The organism is Paenibacillus konkukensis (assembly GCF_023523925.1).
GTDB classification, from domain to species: Bacteria; Bacillota; Bacilli; order Paenibacillales; family NBRC-103111; genus Paenibacillus_S; species Paenibacillus_S doosanensis.
In genome coordinates this window covers 6,634,320-6,660,503 of sequence record NZ_CP027059.1, presented here as the reverse complement: position 1 = coordinate 6,660,503, position 26,184 = coordinate 6,634,320, and the positions used below count along the sequence as shown (strand labels likewise).

Here is a 26,184-nt window from a genome sequence, read left to right as displayed (position 1 = left end):
GCAAGGAACTCTACTTCTTTTTAACATGAAACCTACTATACACGAGAAGCTGCGCAGTCATCCAGCAGAACATATTGCCAGATGTGCGAATCCGGAGAACAAATCCCCCAAAAGTGACGTGATGCTCTGAAGCTTATTCCGTCCGCATCCAGCCTAAGCTGGATCGGCGTCTAACCATTCCTCTGGGATCGTTCTATGGGTAGACATTCCTTTCGGGGGAGCCCCCGGATATCCACAGGAAATGGCTGCGCATAATTCCTAAACAACAAAAAAAAGAAGCCGCACAGGGCTTCTTCGATTCAATTGCGAACCGGCTGCATATCGCAAGCGGGGCGGTTCGGAAAAGTTAATATAAAGACCGTTTTTTCTTCCGAGCTTTGAAAAGTAATATCTCCCTCGTTTTTGGACATAATTTGCTTGCAAATGGCAAGCCCGAGCCCCGTACCGTTCGTCTTGTTCGTTACAAACGGGGTAAACAGCGTATTTGAAATCTCAGCCGGGATGGCCGGACCGTTGTTGCTTATGTGGATGGAGATGCCCCAGCTTTCTTCAAAGGCATGGATCTCCATTTTTTTCTCATGCTTGATCTCGGACAGCGCGTCGATGCCGTTGTTGATCAGGTTGTTCAAAACCTGCTGAATCGCCAGCCTCTGGCAATTGAGCGTCAAATGGTCCGCTATGCTTATCGATAAATGAACATTCTCGTTGATGAGCCGAGGGTTTAGCAGCGACAAGTTGTATTCGATCATTTGCTTTACCGGGATATGGGCCATTTCTTCTTCAATAATGGGCCTTCTGGAAAAGCTGAGAAATCCGGTAACCTGCATATGCATATTGTTGCATTCTTCTTCAATAAATTCCAGATAGGCATCCGCTTTCTCACGCGGCAGCGACTGAATATTGGAACGCAGCAGCTTAAGGAAGCCTTTGATCGAAGTAAGCGGATTCCTAATTTCATGAGCCATGCTCGCGGCCATTTTGCCAAGCAGGTTGATTCTGTCGTCGTGAAGCTGATGAATCGCCATGTCCTTTTCTTTTAAGGACGACACGGTTCTTTGCCAATAGCCCTCGCAGAGCTGTGCCTCGAAATAATCGATGCGCATGCTGATCGCCTGGAGCAAATCCTTCGGCGCCCAGTCTCCGCAATACGCAAAAAAGGCTTGGCGCCAACGGTGAGAACAGTCGATAATATCAATAATTTGCAGCTTAAGTTCGGAATACCTGGCACACCAGTCCGGAACTACGGCTTGAAAAGGATGGGCAGCGGCCGGAATATGAATATCCAGCAAATAATCGAAATACCGGTCGCCGTTTCGCTGCAGCTTCTCGATCCCGGCAAGCCCCGAAAGCTTGATGGCTCCCCGCAGCCAAAATTGCACGATCTGCGGCTTCGAATTCCGTATTTTCTTCAGCAAAGGCTCTTCGTCCATGATGAAAACCCGCCTATAGTTGAATTGTGTGATAATATTTAACTTATCATAAAGCTTCACACACGCCAATGCTCTATTTAACAGTTTTTTTATACATTTTGTCTCTTGCTTTGCATGAATTTATGCTGATATGTAAATATTGAATTCGCCGATCGTGTCAATTAACAACGGGATGCTGAACACTTGCCCTCCCCAAGCGTACGCGGTGCCGTTAACGAGATGAGGCGGCGTTATGTCAACTTCGATCCCCTGCTGGTACAGCAGCGTGCTCGCATTGCCGCTGATCATATTGCCAAGCTCTCCTACGGCACTCTGACATAGCTCGTCAAAATGGCTAACGGGATATCCTCCCATCATGCCGGAAACCATACGGAAAGCTACCGTCTCCGGAAACCCGAATAAAACGTCTTTGCTCATTTGCCCCATGATGCCGATTTTAAGCCAAACGTAGTCCTCGGTATAGTGAATCGTTTTCACACTGAGCTGCCCTACGACAGGTTTAATCTGGATCAACGTTTCGATGACATGAAGCGATGAAGTCAAGAACGGATTGACGAAGTTTGCTTGCACACAATACAACCCCTTTTCAAATGAAAGTTATTTTCCCGAGAAAAAAAACAGACTGCCCGAAATTGGGCAGTCTTGTTCTACAAAGACCGGAATATAAGCGCAATTTCGGTAACCCAGCCGCCATAGAATGGTTCCTTAGGCCTGTGGCTTTGCGTCCTTACCTTTCGATAAGTTTGCCGTTTTTCGATTTGTCATGATAGCTTCCACGGAAAATACGTATCAAACTAATCCCATTGTAGCATAGAAGGTAATAAAATAGTATCATTTTCCGATATCATTGCCGCAAAAAAACATGACTTTACGACTACCGCCCTCCCGGAAAAGTAAAATAACCCCACAAAGTAGTGGGGCCTTGACTTCGAAGCTGATTCAGGTATTTTGCGGGGAGCCCCGAAAACAAGCTATTCTCCGCCCAGCGACCGTTTGGAGAAAACGAGCCGATAGACGGCCCAAATCATCACAAGCGCGGCAGGCACCCATAAAAGCCGAAGCCCGTACAGATGAATGAGTTTGCCGGCTTCCTCCACATGGTCTCCGGCCAAGCGGCCAGCAACAAAGAAGATCAGCGTCCATACCAAGCCCGTCGAATAGGAAATCAAGGCATAGCGCCGAAACGTCATTTTATTTATGCCGACAATATAAGGGGTTACATGCCTGACAACCGGGAAGAAATAGCTGATCACCAGCGCCATGCTTCCGTACTTTTCGATCAGACTCTCGGACATGCTCAAATATTTGTCCATCTTCTTCTTGCGCTTCAGCTTCTCGATCACCGGACTGCCGACGAACCTTCCCAGAAAATAGCCGAGGGACAACCCGGAAATAACGCCCAAATACGTTAACGCAAATGCCGGTATAACATGCAGCAAACCGCTGGCTGTTGCAGCGCCGCCTGTCATGACGATAACTTCATCGGGAATGGGCATGCCGACGATGCCTAACCACAGAGCGAAAAACAAAGCCGCATAACCGAATTGTCCGATCATGGACAGCAGCGAATCATAACTCATGAACGATCAACCTCTCTTGCGGCAAACATAGACAAAAGCCGGGGGCAAATTAAACGGCACAAAGTCGATCGTCTCCATATCGAAATCGCCGCTGAGCTTATGCTTCATCTGCAGCGAATACTGGAACGCGATAAAATATCCCCCCGGCTTCAGCGAAGCCGCCACTTCCTTCATAATATTATCCCGCAGTCCCTGCGGGAAGTTAAAGAACGGCAGACCGCTGACAATAGCGTCGAGCTGGCCGATGCCCTCGGATTTCATCGCATTTCGGATATGGCATGCGTCGGCGTAACAGGCAGCTCCCGGATACTTCACGGCAAGCTGGTCGCGCAGAATGCCGTCCTTTTCAAACAGCAGCAGCTTGGTCCGCTCCTTCAGATTGACTTGAATTTGCTCGGTTATCGCCCCGGTGCCGGCTCCGAGCTCCGCCGCGGCGCCCACTTCATGCCAAGGTATATGCCGAACCATTGCTCTAGCCAAAAATTTGGAGCTCGGCGTGATGCTCCCCATCTGCTTAGGGGAACGGAGAAATTTATGAAGGAATAGAAACTTTTCCTGAACTAGCGCATTGACATCAATCATGGTGGGAACCTCTCTTCATAAGATTACTCTTTTTTTGATGCGTTCACAATTTTATCACTTTTCACATTAAGCATACAAATTTTGGATGAACTATTCAACAGTCCGCAGGCCGGGATTTTACTGGACTTAAGACCAGGTTGTCTTCCGGACTGCTTTTCGGCATTCATTCTAACAACATATGTTAGTTTTAGCCATGATATAGGGCTTCAGGAGGAGTTGTCCCAAAAACAACATATAAAAACCCCCGTAGCTTTAACCGGCTACCGGGGGCGTATGGTTGACTGACACCACTCAGAGCTATCAGGTTGTCGTCTTCGGGCGCAGACGCATGCTCATTGCTTGCTCCTTCTTCCGGTCCCGGAGGCCGAAGCATCGCGTGCCAGCAAATACCGGTGCATATGCTTGCCTCCAAGCCAGAAGCACCACGCCGCAAAAGGGATGACCAAGGCGTAGAACAGCAGCAGATGCGTTCCTAAATCCGGCGAAGGACCTTCTTGATACAGCCTCCCGATCCCCCGTTCAGGAGCTATGACCCGTTGAGACAACGGGAAGCCCAGTACATAGCCTGCGTACAGCGGCATTGAAAGAACGGACATCCACGGGCGGCTCACGAAAGCCGCCAGCCCTTGCAGCGCGATAATATAAAGAACGGTCAAAGGGACGAACAGCAGCAGGTACCCGGCCGCGCAGCGACATACGATCCCCCATTGCTCCGGCGGCATCGGCTCCGTCCACTGCTTGAGCAGCGCTCCCGCCGCGCAACCGAGCAGCAGCAGTCCCCAATACGGAAGCATGACCGATAAATAAGCGCAGGCGCGGCTTGCGAGCAGCAAATATCGGGAATGCGGAAAAGTCAACCACCAGGCCGAATCGTTGCGCTGAAACTCCATATGCCGGTTTATATAATAACCGACGATAGCCATATAGCCGAGCACAACGATAGCCGACTGATACGAGATCAGCTCCTGCATATTGCCGCCGTTGCGATAAGCAAAAATAGCCGCCACCGCCGGCAATATGCACGCGATAAGCTTCCCTGCCTTCGTCCGCAGCAGGCTCGTATGCCGCCGCCGCTCCATCGCGACGAGCGTGCGGAACGGCGTTCGGCGGATGTCTCCGCCGAGCTGCCCCTGCTTCGCTGCGGCAAGCCCGGGGCCGGATTCGGCGGCCCGGGAAACGGCGCCGCTCCTGTAGCGGATGCCGCTCATCCGCTTCATTCCGACGGACGCGGCGAGCCATAGGCATAGTCCGGCCAGCGGCCATCCCGCGGCCGCGATGATCCCGGCGTAGCGGGCGACATCCCCCGGAGCCAAGTAATCCGCCGCGAACTGCCGATTCCCCGCCATGATCGTAAAAATGAGCGCAGGCATCGAAACGTATAGGCACAGGATCGTAACGGCCATACGCGCCCACCCTATATGGAACACCGTCAGCAGCAAACCGAAAGCGACGACGACAGGCATAAGCGCCGCGGCCAGCAGCGCGTCGGCGCCCAAGATCCGCAGCAGCTCCGCCGGCGGTACGGTCTCCATCCGCTCCCAGCCGGCGGCAAGCGCGTAATGCGCCACGCGGATGAAGAGCAGATAAGCGGCGAGATGCCCTCCGAACCGGAGCAGGCCCAGCGCCTTGCCGAGCAGAAGCGACAGGCGCGAATGCGGCAGCAGCAGCCACCAGTCGCGGCTAACGCCGTATCTGGCGCCGGACGATGTCGAATCGTACAATACGAGCAGCAGCATCGCCTCGAACAGGATGAGTACCCCTGACGTAAACAGTCCGCTGACCGTCGTCGCATCGCGCATGAGCGCCATGCTCCCGGCGAGCGCGGCCAAGATAGCCAAGACGATCCATAAATAATTGCTTTGTCTTCTTCCGATTAAAAAAGGACTGTATCGGCTCATTTCCAAACGGGACAACAGCGGGATCACGGTCATGAGAACACATCCCTATAATGTGATTCTACCGACAGTCCCCGCTGCCGCAAGTCATCCACATCGTCCGTCGACCGGACTCGGCCATCTCCCAGCAGGATGAGGCAATCGAATAAATTTTCCATTTCCCGGATATCATGCGTCGCAATAAGAAAGGTTCGCTCTCCGTCGGCCAGATCGGCGACCACCGACGAAGCGATCTGCTCCCGGGACAGCATATCGACGCCGGTAAACGGTTCGTCCAGCACGATGAGCGGCGATCTCCGGGCAAGACAGGTCAATAGCTGCAGCCTCGCTTCCTCTCCCCGGGACAAGGCCGCGATCCGCGACTGGCGGTTGACGCGCAATGACTGAACGAGCTGCTCCGCGTAGTCCTCGTTCCAATCCGGATACAAATCGCGCGCGAACTGAAGCCATTCTCCCGCCGTCAGCCAGCCGGGCAGCTTGCCCCGATCCGGCAAAACCGCCATATGCCCAAGAGTCGCCACCCCCGCCGGCTCGCCGAATATTCGCACCGCGCCTCCGCTCGGCTCCATCAGACCGGAGCATACCTTAAGCAGCGTCGATTTCCCGGCGCCGTTCGGTCCGAGCAAGCCGCCGATACGCCCTTTTTCCAAACGGAAGGTGACGTCTTGCAAAATAGGCTTCTTCTTCAACGTTACGCTCACTTCACTGCATTCGATTGCATAGAGAGCATCGTTTACGTTAACGCCCATAAACTTATTCCTCCTTTACTTGTGCCAGCTCCAGCAATTGCTCCACAGTCAAATCGAGCGATTCGGCCGTCTCGCGGAGCTTGCGGACCGCCTCGCGGGCGATAGCCCGCTTGCTCTCCCGGATAACCTTTTCGTCCTTAGTGACAAAGGTGCCTTGTCCGCGGTACGTTACGATCAACTGGCTTCGCTCCAATTCCTGATAAGTTTTCATGACGGTCGTCGGATTGACGCGGATCGTTGCCGCGAGCTCCCGTACGGACGGCAGCCGGATGCCGGGGGCCAGCACGCCGCGTGCAATATCGGCCCGCAGTTGCTCTACGAACTGCTCATATAACGGACGAGACGGGTCGATCCGAAAATGATCCGGTTTCCATATAAAATCCATGCTTCCACCTCACTGTAGCTAGTGTATGACTACACGCCATACATTATGTTTGGATTGTATCACATCACACCATACACTTCAACCCTGATTCTCCATTCACTGAAAAATAAAGTAGTGGACTCGGTTAATTGTAGTAACGTAAATAGAGGATGGTTAGTTCATTATATGAGCTAATCTCCTCTATTTTTTGTTTAAAAGAATTATTAACAATGGCTTAAAAAATTAATCCTGAATTTCGAAAGTACGATCGTCTAAAAATATAAAAAGGGCTCCAAATCTTTGGTAGAATGGTGTTTGCGAAGACAACATCACCCAAAGAGAGGAGCACCCTTTAGATGAAGTCTACCACAGACGTCAGCAAAATCAAGAGTGAATTTTCGCTACAAAACGCCACGAGTTTCGGAGGCGTCAAAATCTTCCTGGCCTATCTTGAAAAAATCAAGCTCGCCGAGGCCATGCAGGACCTCTCCGGTGGTAAAGCGCACAACGCCATTTTCCCTGTTCATCGCATCTTGCTCTATCTCATCATTGGTTGGACGCTCGGTTGCGAGCGAATGTTTCATTTCCGCAAACTGCAGCACGATGCGCTGCTCCGTCGCTTTCTTGGCGGTCGTTGGTATGCCGAGGACATTGCTATTCAACTCTATTATTTGCTTTATGTATTCGGGGAAGATTCGAAGTCAGAACGGAAGGTGCAGTACGAACTCTTCATTGAGCATTTCGAACAAGGCTATACAGAGGATGGTCGACGGTTGCCCGACGGTTGGAAGAATCAGCTGTCGCTCTTCCTTAGGCTTCGCGAGATTATAGTAGTTGTCGGTATGTACCGGAGCTGGGATTTACGTCAGCCGGACGATTGGACCCGCGATTTTCTGCAAGATAGTCGGATGCGGATCATCAATGGAATCTCGTTGATCGACGATTTTCTATAGTATACAAAAGATGGATTATACTGAACTCTAACCGGTAATGAGCATATTAACCATCACCAAGAGGCTGCCGCAGAAACGATAAAGAGTTCCACATATTAGTCATGTACAATATGTGGAACTCTTTATTTTATCTGACTTTCTTAAATTTAGGTCTTGATAACTGTGGAAAATAAAGTTGTAGACTGACCATGCTTCATTCAGCTAACTGTCAGTAATGTTTAACTACCGATTTTAATCTGTAAGTTAAATATCAGCCAATTTTCAGTAGTATAACTTCCAGTTTTATGAAATAATCTTCTTAAGAAAGCTGCCTAATATTCCTACGGGCAAGGAAGTTTTTCGAAGTCATTTTTAATCGAGGTGTACATATGAATAAAATGAATCTTGCTAAATCATATGATATTGACTCTCATAGAAGGGTAAATGCTACACCTGCTGAGTGGAAAATTATTGAGAGAGAAAATTTTCTGAACAAGTTACTTTCATCGAATAAAAAAAACTTACTTGAAATTGGTGCCGGCACAGGCATTGATAGTCTTTATTTCAAGGAAAATGGCATTGAGGTAACAAGCGTTGAGTTGTCTTCCGAGATGGTGCGCTATTGCAAGGAGAGAGGACTTCAAGCATATGTCATGGACTTTTACGATTTAGATTTCGCCGATAGTACATTCGATGCTGTATATGCCCTAAATTGTCTGTTACATGTGCCTAAAAGCGAAATAGATGACGTACTTTTAGGAATCAAACGAATAATGAAACCAGATGCTCTTTTCTATATGGGATTATATGGCGGAAAAGATTCAGAAGGGATATGGGATAATGATTGGTGTGATCCTAAACGTTTTTTTGCATCATATTCTGATAATTCAATAAGAGCGGTTGTAGGAAAACATTTTAAAGAAATAAGTTTTAACACAATTCCATTACAACATGGACAACCACATTTTCAAGCACTTACTTTACAGAAATAATAATGAAAAGTTAAATTTGCGACACCTATAGATAGATATTTAACGGGACAGACAGTGTGTAGCTTCGCAGGGTAGCTCCTATACTCATTGAAGTAACGGGCAGATTAGGAGATATTGTGTTAAAGTATGGATATTGAACAAATAAATTCCTGGAAGAGGAAGTGTTCTTGTGAAACTAAACCATCTCAACCTAACGGTCAGTGATGTTAAAGCTACAGTCGATTTCTTGGTAAAATATTTCGGATTGCAAATTGGAAACACACGCGGCAATACATTCGCCGTATTATTTGACGACGGTAGGTTAGTGCTTACCTTGATGAAAGGCAATCAAGTCAGCTACCCCAACACCTTTCATATCGGCTTCATTCAAGAAAGCGAGGATCGGGTGAACGAAATCAATCAACGTATGAAGGATGATGGGTTTGATGTGGAGCCCCCGCAAAGATCGCACGCATGGACGTTCTATGTCCAAGCGCCTGGTGGATTTACTGTCGAGGTTCTGAGTTAATTGATTACGCTAACGGTGAACGTCAGCTTAATAAAACAGCGGCAGTCTAACGCTTTATTTTCATTCCATGGCTGCCGCTGTTTTATTTTGGGAGCCAGTCTAATACTTATTTGGCGAAGAGTCTGACGTTTCGTAATGCTAAAAGCCACGTGGAATCAACATATCCAGTCTAGTCCGGCGCGGGATCACGCCGGACGCAGGCTTAAGACGCCGCAGATTGCTTACAAACCGTTAACGCCGGAGCGCTTCATCCAAAAAGCGCAGCGAAGCCTGCAGCGCCTCCTCCAAATGCGGCGTCGCGCCCTGGAAAGGATGCACCGCGCCGAACGTATGATTGCCGCCGGCAACGACGGCGGTCTTATGCCGGGGCGCGCCGGCTCGCAGCGCTTCGAAGCCGGCCTGCAGCCGCGGAGAATCCTGGTCTCCCTGCACCTGCAGCACGGGTATGTTCAGCTCGGCGAGCCGCCGCACGATATCGTACCGCTCGCCGCCTGCCTTCAGATCGTCGAAATACTCGATCCGAATCGGCATCTCCTGCTTCGTTCGCGCATTCGCCACGTACGCTACGCCGTCCTTCTCCACCTGCGCTTTGAACTCGGCGGGGAATAAATCGGCATAGGCGCTGCCGTTCCAAGTGACCAGCGCCTTCACCTGCGGATGCTCGGCGGCGAATACGATGCCGCCCGCCCCTCCCCAGCTGTGGCCCAGCAAAGCAATGCGCGACGGATCGGCCAGCTCGGCGCGAGGAAGCCCCCGCTCCAGCAGCGCGTTCAGCACAAGGCTCAAATCTTCCTGCTCGCGCGAAAACGTATTGAGCGCGAACTTGTCCAGCTCGTCGAAATCCGTTTGCCCGACGCCGTTGCAGGAAAAATTGTAGGTAACCGTATAATAGCCGTTTTCGGCAAAACGCCCGGCGATATACGGGAAGAAGCCCCAATCTTTAAACCCTTTGAAACCGTGGCTGATGAGCAGAACCGGCAGCGCCGAAGCTTCCTGCAAGCCTCCTCTTTGGATCAGACGCACGTCGCCGCGGATGAACAGCGGCTCCCCGCCGCTTAGCCGGCCGGCGTTTAATACGAATGTGTCATGAATGATGACAGATTCACTCATCGCAATCCCTCCTGATTGTCAATCGCTTCCTATCCATGTATATCATACAGGAAAGCGCCGGCGTTTCCCATGGCACGGGGAGGAAATATTTACCTGAATGCCCCGTTATGATACTCTGATCATAAACCGCATTTTTTTCCGAAAGTCGGTGCAAAAAATGAAGGATCATTTTTTCTTTCCCGGTTTTTTCACTTCTTTCCACGTTTGGAGCATTCTCTATAAAAATGCGGAGAAAGGCTCCGTCTATCCGAATCACAAGCATCCGATGTTCGAGATTTTATACGTCGAGACGGGCGAGATGAGCGAGTGGGTGAACGGCGTCGAGTACAGGCTGCGCGCAGGCGATTTTATTCTGGTTAACTCCGGTGTTCTGCATTATCCGGAAGCGCATGAGGAAAGCCGCTTCTTCAATTTTCATTTCGATGTGGAGCCCCGCGAGGTGCACTCTTTGTTTCACCAAATGCGCAGACCTATCGTCAGCATGCGCCAAACGCCCGAGATCGAAGCGGAAATCCGCCAATCCATGCAAAGGCTGATCGAATTGTTCCGGACGCAGGACGAGCTCGCTTTTACCCAAAAGATGATGATGCAGTCGATCATGATGCAGTTCCTCGCGTTTCTGATCGAAAAGATCGTCATTCCCGAAATGAACGACGACTCCCCCGCCTCAAACTCCAAGCATTTGATCGCCACGGAAGCCGCTTATTTGCTCGAAACGTACGGAGGGTCGGAGAGGCTGCTCATCGCCGAGCTGTCCGAGAAGCTGCATGTGCACCGCAACTATATTACGAGCTGCTTCAAGCAGGTGTACGGCATGTCGCCGAAGCATTACTTGACGAAAGTAAGGGTCGAAAAGGCGAAGAAGCTGCTGCAGGAGACGACGATGTCCGTGGAGGAAATCGCGGAAGAACTGACGTTCTCGTCATCCGCTTATTTCTGCAAGTTTTTCCGCATGCAGGTCGGTTCGACGCCGTTTCAATACCGCTCAGGCATTAAGGCGTAGCCTCTTGTTCCAGTTCAAGCAAGCCACTTGGGGAAGCTGTTTCCAAGCGGTTTTTTGTGCGCACTCGATTAGGAAGGAGCCTGTCCGTCAATGCCGCCGCCGCATCAGCCGCCTCACGCGTGCAATCGCGATAGGACTTTCGTTGCGCGGGGGATCTTCCCTATTACCGCTTACTCTGTGTGCAAAAGTGTTATTTTAGCCTGCTTTTTTCAATTGTTGGCAGGCAAAAGGCAGTGATACTATTATTCATAAATCGCTTACAACACAATATTCAAGGGGGATTGCAAAATGGAAGCACGTGTATGCCAAGCGGCAGCCGCCGTCTTCGTCGCCTTCATGGTTCTGGCAGGATGCAGCAGCGGCTTAAACGAGCCGCAAGCAGCGGGCAAGGAGCAGGGTCAAACCGCCGAAGCGACGACGAAATCCGAAGAACCCGTCAAACTGCTGCTCGCCCAAAAGTGGTCGGAAATCAACGATGCCGATTTTCAAACGCTGATTGTCGAGCCGCTGGCGAAGCAATATCCGAATATTCAGATCGAGATGCTTAAAGGCGAAAATATTAAAGAAATGATTGCCGCCGGCACAGTTCCCGATCTTGTAGCGACCTGGGTCAATCTGATTCCCGACTATCAAGAGCTGGGACTGGTCGAGGATATGACGCCGCTGATCAAGAAGCATAGCCTGGATTTGGGCCGGTTCGAGGCCACTTATTTGGATACGATCCGCGGATACGACAACGGCGGGCTGGTCGCCCTCCCGTACGATGCCAATTTTAATGCTATTTATTACAACAAGGATATTTTCGATAAATTCGGGGTCGATTATCCGAAGGACGGGATGACCTGGGAAGAGACGATCGAGCTCGCCAAGAAGGTAAGCCGGGAGGACCAGGGCGTGCGCTACCGCGGGCTGGAAGCCGACGGCTACGGAAAGCTGGCGCTCCAGGAAGCGCTGCCGACGATCAAGGACGGCAAGTCTAACTTCAATAACGACGAATGGAAGCATGTGCTGGAGCTTGCGAAGAGCATCGAGTCGATCCCGTCCAACGAGCCTGTGCCGGACGTGCATCCGCGCAACCAATTTATGAAGGACCGCAATCTGGCGATGTTCGCGACCGGCAATAACTTCAACCTGCTGCAGGGCGACGCGGCCAAAGGGCTGAACTGGGACATCTCCCAGTATCCGAGCAACCCGGATAAGCCTAATGTAGCCGGCATGGTCGACGAGCACGTCGCTTTCGTCACCAAGGCGAGCAAGCACAAGGACGAGGCGTTCAAGGTGATCGAAATTTTGACGTCGGACGAAATACAGAAGAAATTGACGCGCGCTTCCGGCAAATTGTCCGTGCTGAAGGATGCTTCGATCCGCCGCGAGCTCGGTGCGGATATGCCGATTTTGCAAGGCAAGCATTTGGACGCGATTTTCAAAGGCGCGTACGTTCCCGCTTATACGGCGACTAGCAAATATCCCGATGCGGGCAAAATCGTCAGCGAACAGGTGACCAAATATTTGGCGGGCGAGCAGGATGTTAATACGACGCTCCGCGTAGCCGACGAGGGCCTGCAAAATCATATTCGCCAGATCGACGCCGGTGCGGGCAAGTAACCGAATCGCGCGGCTTCCTGGCGCGGGACCATCAATAGGCAAAGGAGAATGACCATATGCTGTACAACGGTTCTTTATGGAAAGATACGAGCGGCCAGCCCTTGCACGCTCACGGCGGGGGCATGCTTCAATCCGGGCCGTACATCTACTGGTTCGGAGAAAACCGGCAGGGGCGCAAACGCGTCTCCTGCTATCGCACGACGGACATGACGAATTGGGAATTTCGCGGCGATGTGCTGACGCTGGATTCGAGGTTTCTGCCGATCGACATGCGGACGTCCCCGGAGCTTGTCACCGATAAGGAGACGGGGCGCGGGGCGAATATCGAACGGCCGAAGGTCATCTACAACGCCGCGACCGGCAAATACGTCATGTGGATGCATTGGGAGAACGGCCAGGACTACGGAGCGGCCCGCTGCGCGATCGCCAGCTGCGACACCGTCGACGGAGATTACGTGTATCACGGCAGCTTTAACCCGTCGGGAGCGATGTCGCGGGACTGTACGCTGTTCGTCGACGACGACGGCGCGGCCTACTTCATCTCGGCGGCGCGGGACAACGCCGATCTGCATATGTACCGGCTCAGCGACGACTATCTCGCTATTGACGAGCATGTTCGCACGTTATGGCCCAGTCAATACCGGGAAGCCCCCGCGCTTGTCAAGCGCAACGGCGTTTATTTCATGATCAGCTCGGGCTGTACGGGCTGGGAGCCGAACCAAGGCAAATACGCCTATTCCCGCAGCCTCACCGGCCGCTGGTCCGGCCTGCTGGACTTCGGCGGGCCGACGACCTACGATACGCAGCCGACCTTTATCCTGCCGCTGCAAGGCGAAGCCGGCACAAGCTATTGGTACGTCGGAGACCGCTGGCATCCGCGGGACTATCACCGGTCGTCCTATGCGATACTGCCCATTCGCTTTCCCGACGACACGACGATGACGCTGCTATGGAGCGATGAGGTAAAGGTGAATGCCGCAGAGGAGAGCGGAGACGGTACGGGGGCGGGCGCCTCTCACACGGAGCTTGCGTCTGCCGGCGGCTACATCCGCATCTTGAACCGCTCTCGCCGCTATTTGGCCGCCGAGGACGACAGCTCGGACGCACTGATCGCCGAGACGCTGGCGTACGATTCCACGCGCCAGCACTGGCTGCTCGAGCAGACGGCGGACGGATATGTCCGCATCGTGAGCAAGGCGAGCGGGCGCTGCCTCGAAGCCGTGCAGACGCCGGACCGCGTTGAGCCCGTTGAGCTTGCGCTGCGCCCCCGCGCCGACGGCGACGGCCAGTTCTGGCAATTCGCCGCGGTAGAGAGCGGCGGCTGGTCCGCCGTCATCAGCCGCGCAACCGGGCTGATGCTGACCATGGGCGGCGAGCGCAGCGGCAGGCTGACGGCCGCTCCGAAGCATGAGGACGGCGCCGCCCTCCGCAGCCAAAGCTTCCTGATCGCGCCGCATTATGGCGTGTCTGATCATACATAGCTTAGCTTCCCCGCTCCCGGCAGCCGCCCGCGGAGCAAGCCGAAGGGCCCTCTCTTGTTTGCAGGAGAGGGCCCTTCGCTCGTTTGTTACACGGGGGCTTCCATTCCTAAAGCCGCCCACTCTTCTTTGGTCGGACCGTACACTCCGGTTACCGGCAGACCGGCTTGACGCATCAAAATCGTCAACTGCCCGCGGTGATGAATTTCATGCTTCTGGAATACATGCAGAGTCAATCCGTTTTTCCAGGGCTGGCCGAAAACCGTCGCCGTCTCTTGCAGCTTGGCATCGGTCCACTGATTGCGGACCGCGTCAATCAGAGACTGTGAAGCGGCCCGGTAAGCTTCGGCAATCGCCGCTGCCGACGACGGGGCTTCGCTGCGCTCATCCGGCGCCTCGAACTTAAGTCCGGTCGGATGGAGCAGTCCCCCGCTCGGCACCAAATGCCAGGCAAGATGACCTAGAGTCCGGTATCCCGGAGCTATTTCCCGGCTAAGCGATTCATCCGTCAAAGCATAGAGCAGCTTTTGCGTATTGGCCGATTCTTGGCCGTATTCCTCGATAAATTGTTGAATGGTCGTAAACATAAGTAAACGCCTCCCTGAAATAGTTGTGTCAGTTCTCGTTCATTATCTTAGCTGCAGCAGGTCCGGCAACATCCCGCCGCTCCAAACGGACTCTTTGCTTCAACTATACAACAGCTTTACTGACAACAGTATGTCAGGATACGCTCCGCTTTATTTAATTATAATTCAACAACCGCTTTAATGACACCCGTCTCCGGCTTCAGCCACGATTCATAAGCGTCTATCATCTCATCGAAGCCGGCCCGATGCGTAATGAACGATGACGTATCGATACGGCCGCCGCGGAGGCTGTCGAGCACATGCTCGAAGTCGGCCCGGGTCGCGTTGCGGCTGCTGATTATCGACATTTCCCGCTTGTGGAATTCGGGATCGCTGAAGGCGATATCGGATTTCACCAAGCCGACGTATACGAGCCTCCCGCCGTGAGACACATATTGGACGGCGCCCTCCATCGATTTGGCGTTGCCCGTCGCATCGAACACTGCGGTCGGATAATCGCCTCCCGTCATATCCGCAATCTGCTGCAGCGGGTTTTCCTTCGCATTGACGATGTAATCGGCCGGCGCCCACTCTTTGCAGTACTGAAGCCGCTCTTCATTGATATCGAGCGCGATGACCCGGGCTCCCGCCAGCTTGGCGAATTTCATGACGCCCAGACCGATCGGTCCGGCACCGATAACCAGCGCGAATTCGCCCGGGACGATCTGCGCCCGGCGAACCGCATGAGCGCCGATGCTGAAGCATTCTACGATCGCCGTCTGATCGTAGCCGAGCCCTTCGGCGGACAGCAGATGTTCCGCCGGAACGGTCATATATTCGCGCATCCCGCCGTCCTGATGCACGCCGAGCACGCTCATCTTTACGCAGCAGTTCGGCTTGCCGCTGCGGCAGGCGACGCATTCGCCGCATTCGAGATACGGAATGACCGCTACCGTATCGCCCGCCTTAAGTCCTTGAGCGTTCGCGCCAATCTCTATCACCTCTCCGGCAAGCTCATGCCCCAATACGCGCGGGTACACAAAGTAAGGCTGATTGCCCCGGTACGCGTGCAAGTCGGTGCCGCAAATCCCAATCCGCCGGATGCGAATTAACGCTTCACCGGGTGCCGCCTCCGGTTTCTCCGTCTCCTTCATCGCCAAACGATTCGGTTCCTCGCATACAATCGTTTTCATCCGAATTACGCCTCTTTTCTCCGAAATAGGGTTAGATGGTGACATGTAACGCGGCGATTACATACTGTTTTCCGGCCTGCCGCTCGGCCATGTGTGGTTATGTATCGGCTTCAGCAGCTCCAGCACCTGCGCCAGCTCCTCCCGATCGATCGGCTCGTCCGCCCAGTCGGCGTTCATCGCGATCGCTTGCGGTCTGGCCGTGCTGACCAGCGTCGTCGGAATCGCCTCGTTCGCGGTGGCAAATTGAATCGCCAGCTTCGGCAGGTTGATGCCGCGGGCCGCGCACGCTTCCGCCGCCTGCCGGCACACCCGCTTCGTCTCTTCTCCGGCGGGATGCCAAGACGGCGGCTCCTTGCCGCTCAGCAGCCCCATCGACAGCGGAGACGCATTGACAAGCCCCGTCCCGTTCGCAGCGATTAACGGCAGCAGCTCCGTCAGCGACGTATCGTTGAGCGAATAATGGCAGTAAGACAACATACTGTCCACCTCGGCCGCATTCAGCACCGTGCGGAAGATCGCCAGCGGCAGACCGGATACGCCGGTAAAGCGAATTTTGCCCTGCTCCTTCAGACGCTGCAGCGCCGGAATGCTTTCCTCCAAAATTTGCTTCATGGAACCGAATTCAATATCATGCAAATATAAAATGTCGATGTAGTCCGTCTGGAGCCGCTGCAAGCTTTCATCCACGCTGCGGATAATTCGCCCGGGAGAGAAGTCGAACTCCTCGCTGCCGTAGCGGCCGGCCTTCGTGCTTAAGTAAAAGCGGCTGCGGTCGAGCTCGCTTATCGCTTGTCCCAGCACAGTCTCCGCCTTGGTCAAGCCGTAATACGGGGACACGTCGATCAGATTGATCCCGCGCTCTACCGCCTCATGGACGGCGCGTATTCCCTCCTTCTCGTCAATATCGCGGAAAACGCCTCCAAGCGACGAGGCCCCGAAGCTCAGCGCCGAAACCTGAAGCCCCGTTTTCCCGAGCTGCCTATATTTCATTCCTGTCCCTCCTCCTCTAGCATGACCTCATCCGCCGGTACCCTATCTTCCTCCGGCTTGCGGGCGGTGTCCGCCCGCTGCTGATTGCGGATCAGCCCGAAAATATGTTATGTTTATGTTACCGATAACATTAACATAACAGCCACTGCCCGATTCGTCAATCGGTCAAGCTCTTGGAAATTTGAGAGGAACTGAATTCATTATGGTAACCATTTACGATATAGCCAAAAAAGCCAACGTGTCTCCCATGACCGTCTCCCGCGTCATTAACCATTCCCCCGCCATCAGCGAGGCGACGCGCCTGAAGGTCGAGGCCGTGATCCGGGAGATGGACTATATCCCCAACAAGCAGGCCAGGGGTCTTGTCTCCAAGGAAACGAAGCTCGTATCTCTGGTGATCCCGGATATCGCCAATCCGTTCTTTACGACCATCGCCCGCGGAGCCGAGGATAAAGCTCTCCAGTCCGGCTATCAGATGCTGCTCGGCAACTCCGACGAACAGACGGACAAGGAATGCCGTTACGTCGATCTGCTGCTGTCCTCCAAGGTGGACGGCGTCCTCATCGCGCCGACGGGCGACGCTTCCTTGCCCAACCTGCGCAAGCTGGCGAAGCGCCGCGTTCCGTTCGTCTTCGTCGACCGCTATGTCGAAGGCATCGACGCCGATCTGGCAAGCGGCGACAACGTGGAGACGACCAGAGAGCTTGTCGCTCATCTGGCGGAGCAGGGACATCGCCGGATCGCGCTGATCAACGGTCCTTCGGGCATTTCCAACGCCCGCGAGAGAAGACAGGCGTTCCTTGACGCGCTGGTGCTAAGCGGCCTTGAGGCCTGTCCGGAGCTGCTGATCGAAACGCATTTCCGGCAGGACAGCTTCTCGGACATCGTCCGGACCTTCATGGCGCTTGCTCCGGCAGCCCGGCCTACGGCGATCGTGGCGGCGAACAATTTCATCGGCGTCAACACGCTGCGAGCGCTGAAAGAAATGAACGTGACCGTTCCGGATGAAATCTCCGTCGCTTGTTTCGACGATCCCGAGCCGATTCCGGACTATAACCCGTTTCTGACGGTAGCGGCCCAACCGGCCTACGACATCGGCTATATGGGAATGCAGATGCTGATCGAACGAATCGAAGGCACCGCCCCTGCGCGGAGCCGCAAGATCATGCTGCCCTCGACGCTGATCGTGCGTAAATCGACGGTGAAAGCGTAAGTGCAGCCGCCGGGCATCATTTTAAAGGGTTGCGGCAATGGGGAAAACATCTATCGTTGTCCTTATTGCTGCGCATCATTTCCTAAACAATAAAAAAACGGTGCGCCCCCAAGGATCGCACCGTTTTCACTCACTCTATTCCGGCAGGCGGCTAGCCTGTTATCCGTTCTACACTCACCTCGCGGAGCAGCCGCTCCACATCGCTTGCCTTCACATATCCGGCCTTCGCGTTCAGCGCATTGGCCGTGCCGACTGCCGTCGCAAACGCGATCCGCTCTTCCGCAGGCAGCTCCCGCGCCGTGCTTACGGCCATTCCGGCGACGAAAGCGTCGCCGCAGCCGACCGTGTTTATGGCCTCGATCCGCGGGGCTGCAGCCCTGAACAGGCTGCCGTCGAACGAAGACAGCGAGCCTTCCGCTCCGAGCGACACCGTCACGCCCGCCATGCCCCTAGCTTGCAGCGAAGCCAGCTTCTCTTGCAAAGTCCGGCTGGACGAAGCAGCTTCCCCGTTCATTTCCTCGCCAAGCAGCTGCACGATTTCATCCTCATTCGGTTTAATGAAATCAGGAACCGCCTGGACGCCGCTTCGCAGCGCCTCGCCGCTGGTATCGAGAAAAGCCAGCGCTCCGGCCTGCTTCACAATCCCGATCAGCTCGGCGTAATAGCCGCTGGGCACGCCGCTCGGCAAACTGCCGCTGAAGCAGACGATGCGCGAGCGGGCAGCCAGCCTGCCGACCGCCGCCGAAAGCTGCTCCATCGCCCGCTCCGGGATCGACGGTCCCGGCTCCAGCACCTCTGTCGAGACGCCGACTTCCTCGTCGATCATGTTCAGACAGAGCCGCGATTCTTCTTCCACCTGCACGAAATCATGGGTAATGCCTTGCCTGCTTAACGCCATCCGAATCCAGTCTCCGTTATAGCCGCCGAGGAACCCGGTCGCCGTCACGGGGAGCCCCAGCTGATGGATCACCCTCGCCACATTAATTCCTTTACCGCCGGGCTCGGCATACATCTGCTTGACGCGCGACACGCGGCCCAGCGGAAAACGCGCCATGTAATACGTTTTGTCTATCGCCGCATTAAGCGTAACCGTCGTTATCATCCTGTTCCTCCTAAAAGCGCCGCGAAGCTCGGCGCCTAGCGCCAATCGCTCGCTTTGCCAATGCAGCCGACCATCCGCATTTTTTCGATGGCCGCCGCTTTGACCGCTTGTTTCGCCGGAATCATATATTTGCGCGGATCGTTTTCATCCGGATTTTCGGCAAACACGCGCTTGATCGCATCGGAGAAGACGATCCGGATTTCCGTAGCGATGTTCATTTTGGCCATACCGAGAGCGACACAGCGTTTCACCTGTTCCTCCGGAATGCCCGATCCGCCGTGCAGTACGAGCGGTTCCGCAACCTTCTGCGCAATGCGGCCGATCCGGTCGAAATCGATCTTCGGCTCCCCTTTATAAATCCCGTGGGCCGTTCCGATCGCAGGTGCCAGCGTAGGCACTCCCGTCAGCTCAATGAAACGGGCGCATTCGTCCGGGTCCGCCATCAGCGCTTCATGCTCGGCGACCACGATATCGTCCTCGACGCCGCCGACTTTGCCGAGCTCCGCTTCGACATTAATGCCGACCGCCTTGGCGATTTCCACGACGCGCTTCGTCTGGCGCACATTCTCTTCGAACGGATGCATCGACGCATCAATCATCACCGAGGTGTAGCCTGCGCGAATGCATTGTACGAGCACGTCGAACTCAGTGCAGTGATCGAGATGCAGCGCGATCGGAACGCTGGAGCGGTCGGCGGCCGTTCTTGCGGCGGCGGCGATATAGTCCGCTCCCAAATGCTTGACGGTCCCTACCGTCGATTGCAAAATCAAAGGCGAGTTGGTTTCTTCCGCCGCTTCGACAACGGCTTGCAGCATTTCCAGCGTGTGTACGTTAAAAGCTCCTACAGCGTAGCCGTTCGCTCTGGCCGCTTGCAGTAATGGGGTGGACGATACTAATGGCATATGATTACCTCCAAATGATGAATAATCTTAAGAAACGAGTCATCCTTGCAGCAAAGCATGTCCCGGCAAGCCGGGTTGAAAACGATCGCGACGTGGGAAAGGTCTGCCGACATTTTGGGCAACGATATACCGACGCATTTCCATTCGGTCTCCCGCAGGCTTAACGAAGTTTTCGCTCATAGTTTTGAACGATACCTTCAATTGATGAAACGCGAAGCTGCAGCCTGTGCGATCTATTGCCGCCCGCTTCATGCCTTCTCCTTCGCCTTTTTTTGCGCTTCGACGCGGTATTGGACCGCGAAGACCGGGTGGAACTATCACTCCATCCATGTCGTTTATAATGAAATATTAAATCATTTTTTTGATTTTTTCAATCATTTATTTTATGAATTTGGCGAATCCGCTCTTCTTCATGCATAATGGAGATAAGCCGTTTATCGCACATCCATCAACAAGGAGGCTCAAAACCTTTTGAAACCGTCCTATCGCCCATTCCCATCGCTTCTTCTTACCGCTCTGTTCTGCGCGGCGGGATTCGGCATCATCGCTGCGCTCGTCGGTACGAGCCATACGGACGGCTTCGATTCCGCACTCATCTCTGCCATTCAAGGGATGGAATCAGCGCCGTTAACCCGCATTATGCAATCATTTACTTTTATCGGGGCGGGTCTGCCCGCGGGGCTATTGGCCTGTCTGCTTGCCGTCGTTCTATATATATGCTGCGGTTTGCGCCGCGAGCTGCTCTTCTTCTTTGCCGTACCCGGCGGTTCCTGGCTGCTTAACGAGCTGCTGAAGCTTCTATTTCACAGGGAGCGTCCGGCATTATACCGGCTGGCGGAGGCGGCGGGATACAGCTTTCCCAGCGGCCACTCGATGGCGGCGTTCAGCTTGTACGGCGTATTCCTCTTCCTCGTCTGGAGGCATGTGCCTTCATTGCCGGTACGGATTCTGCTTCTGCTCTTCGGCGCGTTCATGATCGTCATGGTCGGCATCAGCCGGATTTATTTGGGCGTGCATTATCCGAGCGACGTAGCGGCTGGCTTTATGGCCAGCGGCTGTTGGCTCGCCTTCGCGATCGGAGTCTACCGGCGTTATTCCGGCCCCGGTTTCGAGAGGGTCCCTGCGCGCCTCTAGAAGCCTGGTGAAAAAAGAGCGGAGGGGTCATTTGAATCTGGAAAAGCGTAAGCGTTCGCCTTTGAACACGGATTCTCTCCATAGAAAAACGAAAAAACAATCCAAAGAATCCGTTTTCAACAGCGATTGGAGGATCAAATGGACGCCGCAGCGGACTTTTTCACCACCCTTCTAGGAGTCTGTCCGACGAAACAGGAAAAGCATAGTTTCGTCGCGAAACTTAACTGTAATCTGTTTATCTGGTAAAAAAGGGTGTGTGGTTTATGGCAAAATTTAAATCTTACTCCACGGAACAAGGTGAATTGTTTCCGATGTATTTGAGCGATTGGATCCCTGAAGATCATTTAGTGCGGCTTGTTAGCGACATCGTGGATCAGTTGGATCTCACGGTCATGACAAATCGGTATTCCCATCGCGGAGAAGAAGCCTATCACCCCGCCATGCTTTTGAAGTTATGGTTCTATGGCTATGCTACGGGTGTGTTCACCTCCCGGACCCTTCGTCAGGCTATGGATGAAAATATTCCTTTTCGTTGGCTATGTGGCGGCCATCGACCGGATTTCCGTACGCTCAGCGATTTTCGAAAGGATCACCTCGAATCATTACCGGGACTTTTCAAACAAGTGGTACACATCGCCATACAGCTAGGGTACGTGTCCCTCGGTCATGTCAGCATCGATGGTTCGAAGCTGAAAGCCCATGCATCGAAGCATAAGTCGATGTCGCGAGATCGGATGAACCAGGAAATCGAGCGTCTGGAAAAGGAAATCCGCGAAGCTCTCGAGCAAGCCGGCCAGATAGACGACCAAGAGAACGAAGAGCCCCTTTCGCTGTTGCCGGAATCGGTGACCAATCGCCAATCCCGACTTGAAAAAATCAGAGAGGCGCTCAGACAGTTGGAAACTCGCAAACCGGTAGAGGAATCGAAGACACCGGACAAAGATCAATTCAACTTTACCGATCCAGATTCCCAAATCATGGATACGAAAACCCAAGGCGTCATCCAAGGATATAATCCGCAAATTGCCGTAGATGCGGATCAGGGATTCATCGTCGGACTGCAGATGAACCCTAGCAGCAGCGACCAACACCAATTCCAGCCGGTGCTCGGTTCCATCCGCAACATAACGGGAAAGGTGCCCGAGAAAGTGAGTGCGGACGCAGGGTACTTTAGTGCGGACAACATTCAGGCGGCGACGAAGGCCGAGACCGACGCCTACATCGCGGCAACCCGTGAAAACAAGCAGCACGGGAATCCGTACGATAAAACCAACTTTACGTATATCCCGGAAACGGATACCTATGTGTGCCCAGCGGGACAAACGCTGATCCACAAGTACACATACTATGAAAAGGATCCTCAAAAAGCGACTCAATGGGTGTATATGAGCGATGCCTGCCTGACCTGCCCGTTTCAAAAGGACTGCGTTAAGTCCGGATCCGGTAAACGAAGGGTCAAACGCAATGAAGGCGATCCGATCCGAGAAGCCATGAGAACCAAAGTGCAAAGCGATGCCGGTAAAGACATTTACCGGTTACGTAAAGCCATCGTGGAACCCGCGTGGGGGCAAATGAAAGAATGTCAGGGCTTTCGTCAGTTTCACCTCCGTGGCGAAGATAAGGTTGAGGGTGAGTTCGTCCTTTTGGCTTTAAGCTATAATTTAAGAAAGCTTCATTCTGCCAGATATCCCAAACCATCCACGGTGTATAAACGGGAGAGGTCTGCCCAAAAACGTAAAAAAGCGGCGTAACTCCCACAAAGGCAAAGAAAGACACAGTGATTATACTCAAATCGTGATGAAAAATCATTTGAAAACCGAGTCTTACTCCGAAGGGACCTACAAAAGTAACTCCGTCGGACAGACTCCTAGAAATGCGGTGATTTCGTCATCATGTTCTGCGGTCGATAGAGGGTTCTTCCCCGGTGAAAAAAGAACGGAAGGCCGCACTCCGCGGCAGATTATTTTATACGCAAACGGCAAGGGGGATTCACGATGGCTTTCGGAATAGCAAGGCGCGAGCTTAACGCTTGGAAGGAGAAGGTCGCGCGGGGAGAAATCGCATATTTGACGCATTACTGGTACGAGCCGCGGTTTCCGGGGATCAAGACGGTGACCAAAGTCGGCTGCTCCGATCTGGAGCGGCTGCGGAGCTGGTGCGCCGAGCACGGCTTGAACCCGGATTACATCCATTACCGGGCCGAGTTTCCTCACTATGACCTGATCGGCGCGAAGCAGAAGGAGATCTTGTATCAAGAACGGCTCTGGGAGCAGATGGAGCGGTTTGGGATATAAGCAGGGCTTATGAAATGAAAAGGCGATGTCTACGGCATACCGCGCTAAACGGCCCCCGTTCCGTATACGCGAACCAGGGGCCGTGAACTGGATGGGTTCTTATACAATTATTTACAAACCCAAAAAAGTCCATAACAGACATGGACTTTTTCGTAGGAGATTTATTTCGCTTTTTCCTCAATCGCTTTATTCGCCTTCTCCTCGGCTTCCCGCAAGGCCGTATTAACATCTTTCCCCGCTGCCAATTCTTTGGCCGCAGCATCGAGCGCCGAACGAACTAAAGCGTCATATTCCGTGAGGGGATCGTTTATCGGGCGTGTTTTTGACTTAAATATTCCGCTGATGTTTTTTCCTTGAAGATAAGGCACATTTGCGCCATACTGTGTTTGAAAATCCGTTTTGGCTAAAGCGGAAATTTTTCCGCTTTTGCTCAGCTCCGCTTGCACTTCATCGGAAGTAAAGATCGACATCACTTGAAAAGCTTCATTCTTATATTTGCTTTGCTTATTCAGCATGATCGTATGCGGGGTAATGATGCGTCCTGTGCCGATGGCTTCCGGATAGTTGGGAAGAGAGACGAAATCCCATGGAATTTTATCCGCGATACTCGGGTCCGTGCTCGCTATCATATCGGGAACCCAGGCGGTCAGCATGGCGATATTCCCGTTCTTAAAGAAATCACTGCTGCCGTAGGTGATCTTCTTATCCTCTCCGAGAAATCCCGGGATGTCGATCATCTCTTTCATCGTGGTGAGCACTTTTTTCCAATTATCGTTATTAATTGCCGCTTTGTTCGTAGCCGGATCAACGTACGGTAAGGAAAGTCCGTAACCTAAGCGGGAAACCGTATCGGGACTGAGCCCAATGTACCGGACCCCGTTTTCCGTTTTGGTGACCTTGCGGGCCAACTGGATGATCTCGTCCCAGTTCATTCCGTCCTTCGGATACGGGACAGCGAATTTATCGAAAATATCTTTATTATAGAGAAGAGCTGCGATGTTCTGCGCAACCGGCAGCGCGTATATGGCGCCTTTTCCACCGCTGTAAACTTTAACCGCGTCGATCGCATTAGAGTCAAAACGGCTCAAATCGAAGTTGTTGCTCTTAATCAGCGCGCTCAGATCCTCGGGCACATCTAGCTCTCGCCAAAGCGGAGTATTAGCGTCCGTCGTATAGATCAGATCCGGAACGATGCCCGCAGCCACCAAATCCTCCGGATTGGTGCCTGTCCCTTTACGTACAATATTAAACGAAATATTCGGATACTTTTTTTGCACAGGCTTAACGATAAATTTGTCGATTTCCTCATTGCTGATCGCCGCGTGCTGGTACAGAGTAAGCGTTATCGGTTCGCTGGTTATTTCATTTTTCGTTGGAACATTCTCCGTGCTGTCCTTTGTGTCCGTTCCTTGGCTGCAACCGGCAAGCACCGCAACCAGTATAACGGAAGATACCGTTCTCATCCACTTCATCTTTTTCCCCTCCTAATGATTTCATTGCCTAAATGAAAACTTTTGGTAAGCGGTTTCAAATGTTGTGATAAACGATAAATGCACTCCGGCATCACCACATAACATAAAGCATATCCTATATTTTTTAAAAATTCATTGGGCAATTCGATCATTATTTATCCATTTCTTGATTTTATCGCTTTAATTATCCTTTAATGCATAAAATGTAGGTTTGTATTTCAGTATAAGTCTACTCTGTGTAAGTTTATTTTATTGGACGTATTGCGGACTTGAACTTCCTTTGGGTTCGCAAATTCTTTCGGTAAAGGAACAAAGAAATGAAGTCGTACTTTATGCATTAGTTAATCCTGATGAGGAAATCAGAGAAACATACAACATTTTGGTATACGGAACAGTGCATGACATTGAAGTAAATATCTCAGATTACGAATTCCTTGATTCTGTGTTGCTCCAGAGCGGTAGTCTCGTATTCCACTACAATTGAATTGTGCAATTCCACCATAAATTCCGAAAAGCCAACTAGAGCCATTGATTTCAAAGAAAACGGTTTAAACATGAAATTGACCTCTAGAGTGAAAGGCAGGGCGGTGCCCAGCCCCTCCTCATCAAACCGTACGTGAGGTTTCCCTCATACGGCTTTCCGATGCTCGTCATTCATGTGCATGCAGATTACAATCAGCTTCGCCATCTTCAATTGGCTGTAGGCCGTATCGTAATAGTTCCGACAGCCCTGAATTTTGGGGTTCAGCCATTCCATGTGTTCCAGGAATGACTTATGCCGCATGCTTGATGGCGCCAATCTTTCCTTTACCACTTCCCGAATGTGTTCTTCCGCTTTTCGGGTTAGCACTGCTGCGTGGTGTAGTACACTTTTCCCTTCGAAGTTCCCGCTTTCGTCTTGCGATGGTGCAGGCCCAGGAAGTCAAAACCTTCATCTCCAGTCCAGAGGCCGACGATACGAGTTTTCGTTGGATGTAACGTGAGTTCCAGTCGCTCCATGATCGCTCGTATTAGCTCTTCGCACGATCTGCGTCTTTCCTTCTCTTACACACGATTACGAGGTAAGTAGCCCGAGGAAATCGCACCCTTA

Annotated in this window: 25 protein-coding genes, 1 pseudogene and 1 riboswitch; of the genes and pseudogenes, 11 read left to right on the top strand and 15 right to left on the bottom strand. The window is 52.7% G+C overall.

The window, feature by feature from the left end:
• Positions 1-299: 299 nt before the first annotated feature.
• The 7 genes from SK3146_RS28925 to SK3146_RS28895 all read right to left on the bottom strand — a co-directional run bounded on the left by SK3146_RS28925 (position 300) and on the right by SK3146_RS28895 (position 6,621).
• Positions 300-1,430, bottom strand: a complete 1,131-nt coding sequence (locus tag SK3146_RS28925) for a sensor histidine kinase (protein WP_249862021.1) — start codon at positions 1,428-1,430, stop codon at positions 300-302.
• Positions 1,431-1,550: 120 nt separating this feature from the next.
• Positions 1,551-2,000: a chemotaxis protein CheX gene (locus SK3146_RS28920; protein ID WP_249862020.1), complete on the bottom strand. Its 450-nt coding sequence runs from the start codon at positions 1,998-2,000 to the stop codon at positions 1,551-1,553.
• A gap of 104 nt (positions 2,001-2,104) precedes the next feature.
• Positions 2,105-2,188: riboswitch (cyclic di-GMP riboswitch) on the bottom strand.
• Positions 2,189-2,401: 213 nt separating this feature from the next.
• The gene (locus SK3146_RS28915) at positions 2,402-3,010 is read right to left on the bottom strand and encodes a DedA family protein (protein WP_249862019.1); all 609 of its coding nucleotides are present in this window, start codon (positions 3,008-3,010) and stop codon (positions 2,402-2,404) included.
• 6 nt (positions 3,011-3,016) lie between these two features.
• Positions 3,017-3,592 carry a class I SAM-dependent methyltransferase gene (locus tag SK3146_RS28910; RefSeq protein ID WP_249862018.1) on the bottom strand — a complete coding sequence of 192 codons (576 nt, stop codon included), beginning with the start codon at positions 3,590-3,592 and terminating at the stop codon, positions 3,017-3,019.
• A gap of 332 nt (positions 3,593-3,924) precedes the next feature.
• Positions 3,925-5,523, bottom strand: a complete 1,599-nt coding sequence (locus SK3146_RS28905; RefSeq protein ID WP_249862017.1) for a hypothetical protein — start codon at positions 5,521-5,523, stop codon at positions 3,925-3,927.
• A complete protein-coding gene (locus SK3146_RS28900) occupies positions 5,520-6,236 on the bottom strand; it encodes an ATP-binding cassette domain-containing protein (protein ID WP_249862016.1) in 717 nt (238 codons plus the stop codon). The genes SK3146_RS28905 and SK3146_RS28900 overlap by 4 nt, the downstream gene beginning before the upstream one ends.
• Positions 6,237-6,240: 4 nt before the next feature.
• Complete coding sequence (locus SK3146_RS28895) at positions 6,241-6,621, bottom strand: GntR family transcriptional regulator (RefSeq protein WP_249862015.1); 381 nt, start codon at positions 6,619-6,621, stop codon at positions 6,241-6,243.
• 335 nt (positions 6,622-6,956) lie between these two features.
• On the opposite strand from SK3146_RS28895, the pseudogene SK3146_RS35375 reads away from it, so the two are divergent.
• The 3 genes and pseudogenes from SK3146_RS35375 to SK3146_RS28880 all read left to right on the top strand — a co-directional run.
• Positions 6,957-7,235, top strand: a pseudogene (locus tag SK3146_RS35375) (IS1380 family transposase); the annotation flags it as partial.
• 686 nt (positions 7,236-7,921) lie between these two features.
• Positions 7,922-8,524 (top strand): class I SAM-dependent methyltransferase, encoded by a 603-nt coding sequence (locus tag SK3146_RS28885; RefSeq protein ID WP_249862013.1) that lies wholly within the window; start codon positions 7,922-7,924, stop codon positions 8,522-8,524.
• 169 nt (positions 8,525-8,693) lie between these two features.
• Positions 8,694-9,032, top strand: a complete 339-nt coding sequence (locus SK3146_RS28880) for a VOC family protein (RefSeq protein WP_249862012.1) — start codon at positions 8,694-8,696, stop codon at positions 9,030-9,032.
• Between the two features lie 231 nt (positions 9,033-9,263).
• On the opposite strand, the gene SK3146_RS28875 is transcribed toward SK3146_RS28880, so the two are convergent.
• Positions 9,264-10,142 carry an alpha/beta hydrolase family protein gene (locus tag SK3146_RS28875; RefSeq protein ID WP_249862011.1) on the bottom strand — a complete coding sequence of 293 codons (879 nt, stop codon included), beginning with the start codon at positions 10,140-10,142 and terminating at the stop codon, positions 9,264-9,266.
• 157 nt (positions 10,143-10,299) lie between these two features.
• Here SK3146_RS28875 and SK3146_RS28870 point away from each other — a divergent pair, with 157 nt between their 5' ends.
• The 3 genes from SK3146_RS28870 to SK3146_RS28860 all read left to right on the top strand — a co-directional run bounded on the left by SK3146_RS28870 (position 10,300) and on the right by SK3146_RS28860 (position 14,231).
• Positions 10,300-11,145, top strand: a complete 846-nt coding sequence (locus SK3146_RS28870) for a helix-turn-helix domain-containing protein (protein ID WP_249862010.1) — start codon at positions 10,300-10,302, stop codon at positions 11,143-11,145.
• Between the two features lie 288 nt (positions 11,146-11,433).
• Positions 11,434-12,750: an ABC transporter substrate-binding protein gene (locus tag SK3146_RS28865; RefSeq protein WP_249862009.1), complete on the top strand. Its 1,317-nt coding sequence runs from the start codon at positions 11,434-11,436 to the stop codon at positions 12,748-12,750.
• A gap of 56 nt (positions 12,751-12,806) precedes the next feature.
• Complete coding sequence (locus SK3146_RS28860) at positions 12,807-14,231, top strand: family 43 glycosylhydrolase (protein WP_249862008.1); 1,425 nt, start codon at positions 12,807-12,809, stop codon at positions 14,229-14,231.
• A gap of 86 nt (positions 14,232-14,317) precedes the next feature.
• Here SK3146_RS28860 and SK3146_RS28855 read toward each other — a convergent pair whose 3' ends face one another.
• The 3 genes from SK3146_RS28855 to SK3146_RS28845 all read right to left on the bottom strand — a co-directional run bounded on the left by SK3146_RS28855 (position 14,318) and on the right by SK3146_RS28845 (position 16,977).
• A complete protein-coding gene (locus SK3146_RS28855) occupies positions 14,318-14,815 on the bottom strand; it encodes a DinB family protein (protein WP_249862007.1) in 498 nt (165 codons plus the stop codon).
• Positions 14,816-14,973: 158 nt separating this feature from the next.
• Positions 14,974-15,987 (bottom strand): zinc-binding alcohol dehydrogenase family protein, encoded by a 1,014-nt coding sequence (locus SK3146_RS28850; RefSeq protein ID WP_249862006.1) that lies wholly within the window; start codon positions 15,985-15,987, stop codon positions 14,974-14,976.
• Between the two features lie 57 nt (positions 15,988-16,044).
• Entirely contained in the window at positions 16,045-16,977 is a 933-nt protein-coding gene (locus SK3146_RS28845; protein ID WP_249862005.1) for an aldo/keto reductase, read from the bottom strand.
• A gap of 202 nt (positions 16,978-17,179) precedes the next feature.
• On the opposite strand from SK3146_RS28845, the gene SK3146_RS28840 reads away from it, so the two are divergent.
• The gene (locus tag SK3146_RS28840; protein WP_249862004.1) at positions 17,180-18,190 is read left to right on the top strand and encodes a LacI family DNA-binding transcriptional regulator; all 1,011 of its coding nucleotides are present in this window, start codon (positions 17,180-17,182) and stop codon (positions 18,188-18,190) included.
• A 151-nt stretch (positions 18,191-18,341) separates the two neighbouring features.
• Here SK3146_RS28840 and SK3146_RS28835 read toward each other — a convergent pair whose 3' ends face one another.
• Together SK3146_RS28835 and fba are read right to left on the bottom strand one after the other, a co-directional pair.
• Complete coding sequence (locus SK3146_RS28835; protein ID WP_249862003.1) at positions 18,342-19,292, bottom strand: 1-phosphofructokinase family hexose kinase; 951 nt, start codon at positions 19,290-19,292, stop codon at positions 18,342-18,344.
• A 35-nt stretch (positions 19,293-19,327) separates the two neighbouring features.
• Positions 19,328-20,194, bottom strand: a complete 867-nt coding sequence (gene fba, locus SK3146_RS28830; RefSeq protein WP_249862002.1) for a class II fructose-1,6-bisphosphate aldolase — start codon at positions 20,192-20,194, stop codon at positions 19,328-19,330.
• A gap of 471 nt (positions 20,195-20,665) precedes the next feature.
• On the opposite strand from fba, the gene SK3146_RS28825 reads away from it, so the two are divergent.
• The 3 genes from SK3146_RS28825 (at position 20,666) to SK3146_RS28815 (ending at position 23,622) form a co-directional block, all read left to right on the top strand.
• Positions 20,666-21,328: a phosphatase PAP2 family protein gene (locus SK3146_RS28825; protein ID WP_249862001.1), complete on the top strand. Its 663-nt coding sequence runs from the start codon at positions 20,666-20,668 to the stop codon at positions 21,326-21,328.
• Positions 21,329-21,591: 263 nt separating this feature from the next.
• On the top strand, positions 21,592-23,079 hold the full coding sequence (locus SK3146_RS28820) for an IS1182 family transposase (RefSeq protein WP_249861330.1): 1,488 nt from the start codon (positions 21,592-21,594) through the stop codon (positions 23,077-23,079).
• 243 nt (positions 23,080-23,322) lie between these two features.
• Positions 23,323-23,622 (top strand): hypothetical protein, encoded by a 300-nt coding sequence (locus SK3146_RS28815; RefSeq protein ID WP_249862000.1) that lies wholly within the window; start codon positions 23,323-23,325, stop codon positions 23,620-23,622.
• 161 nt (positions 23,623-23,783) lie between these two features.
• Here the strand turns inward: SK3146_RS28815 and SK3146_RS28810 are convergent, their stop codons facing one another.
• Entirely contained in the window at positions 23,784-25,094 is a 1,311-nt protein-coding gene (locus SK3146_RS28810; protein WP_249861999.1) for an ABC transporter substrate-binding protein, read from the bottom strand.
• 211 nt (positions 25,095-25,305) lie between these two features.
• Here SK3146_RS28810 and SK3146_RS35370 point away from each other — a divergent pair, with 211 nt between their 5' ends.
• Positions 25,306-25,578: a DUF7352 domain-containing protein gene (locus SK3146_RS35370; RefSeq protein WP_434006830.1), complete on the top strand. Its 273-nt coding sequence runs from the start codon at positions 25,306-25,308 to the stop codon at positions 25,576-25,578.
• Positions 25,579-25,937: 359 nt separating this feature from the next.
• Here the strand turns inward: SK3146_RS35370 and SK3146_RS28805 are convergent, their stop codons facing one another.
• Positions 25,938-26,093: a hypothetical protein gene (locus tag SK3146_RS28805; protein ID WP_249861998.1), complete on the bottom strand. Its 156-nt coding sequence runs from the start codon at positions 26,091-26,093 to the stop codon at positions 25,938-25,940.
• Positions 26,094-26,184: the final 91 nt, after the last annotated feature.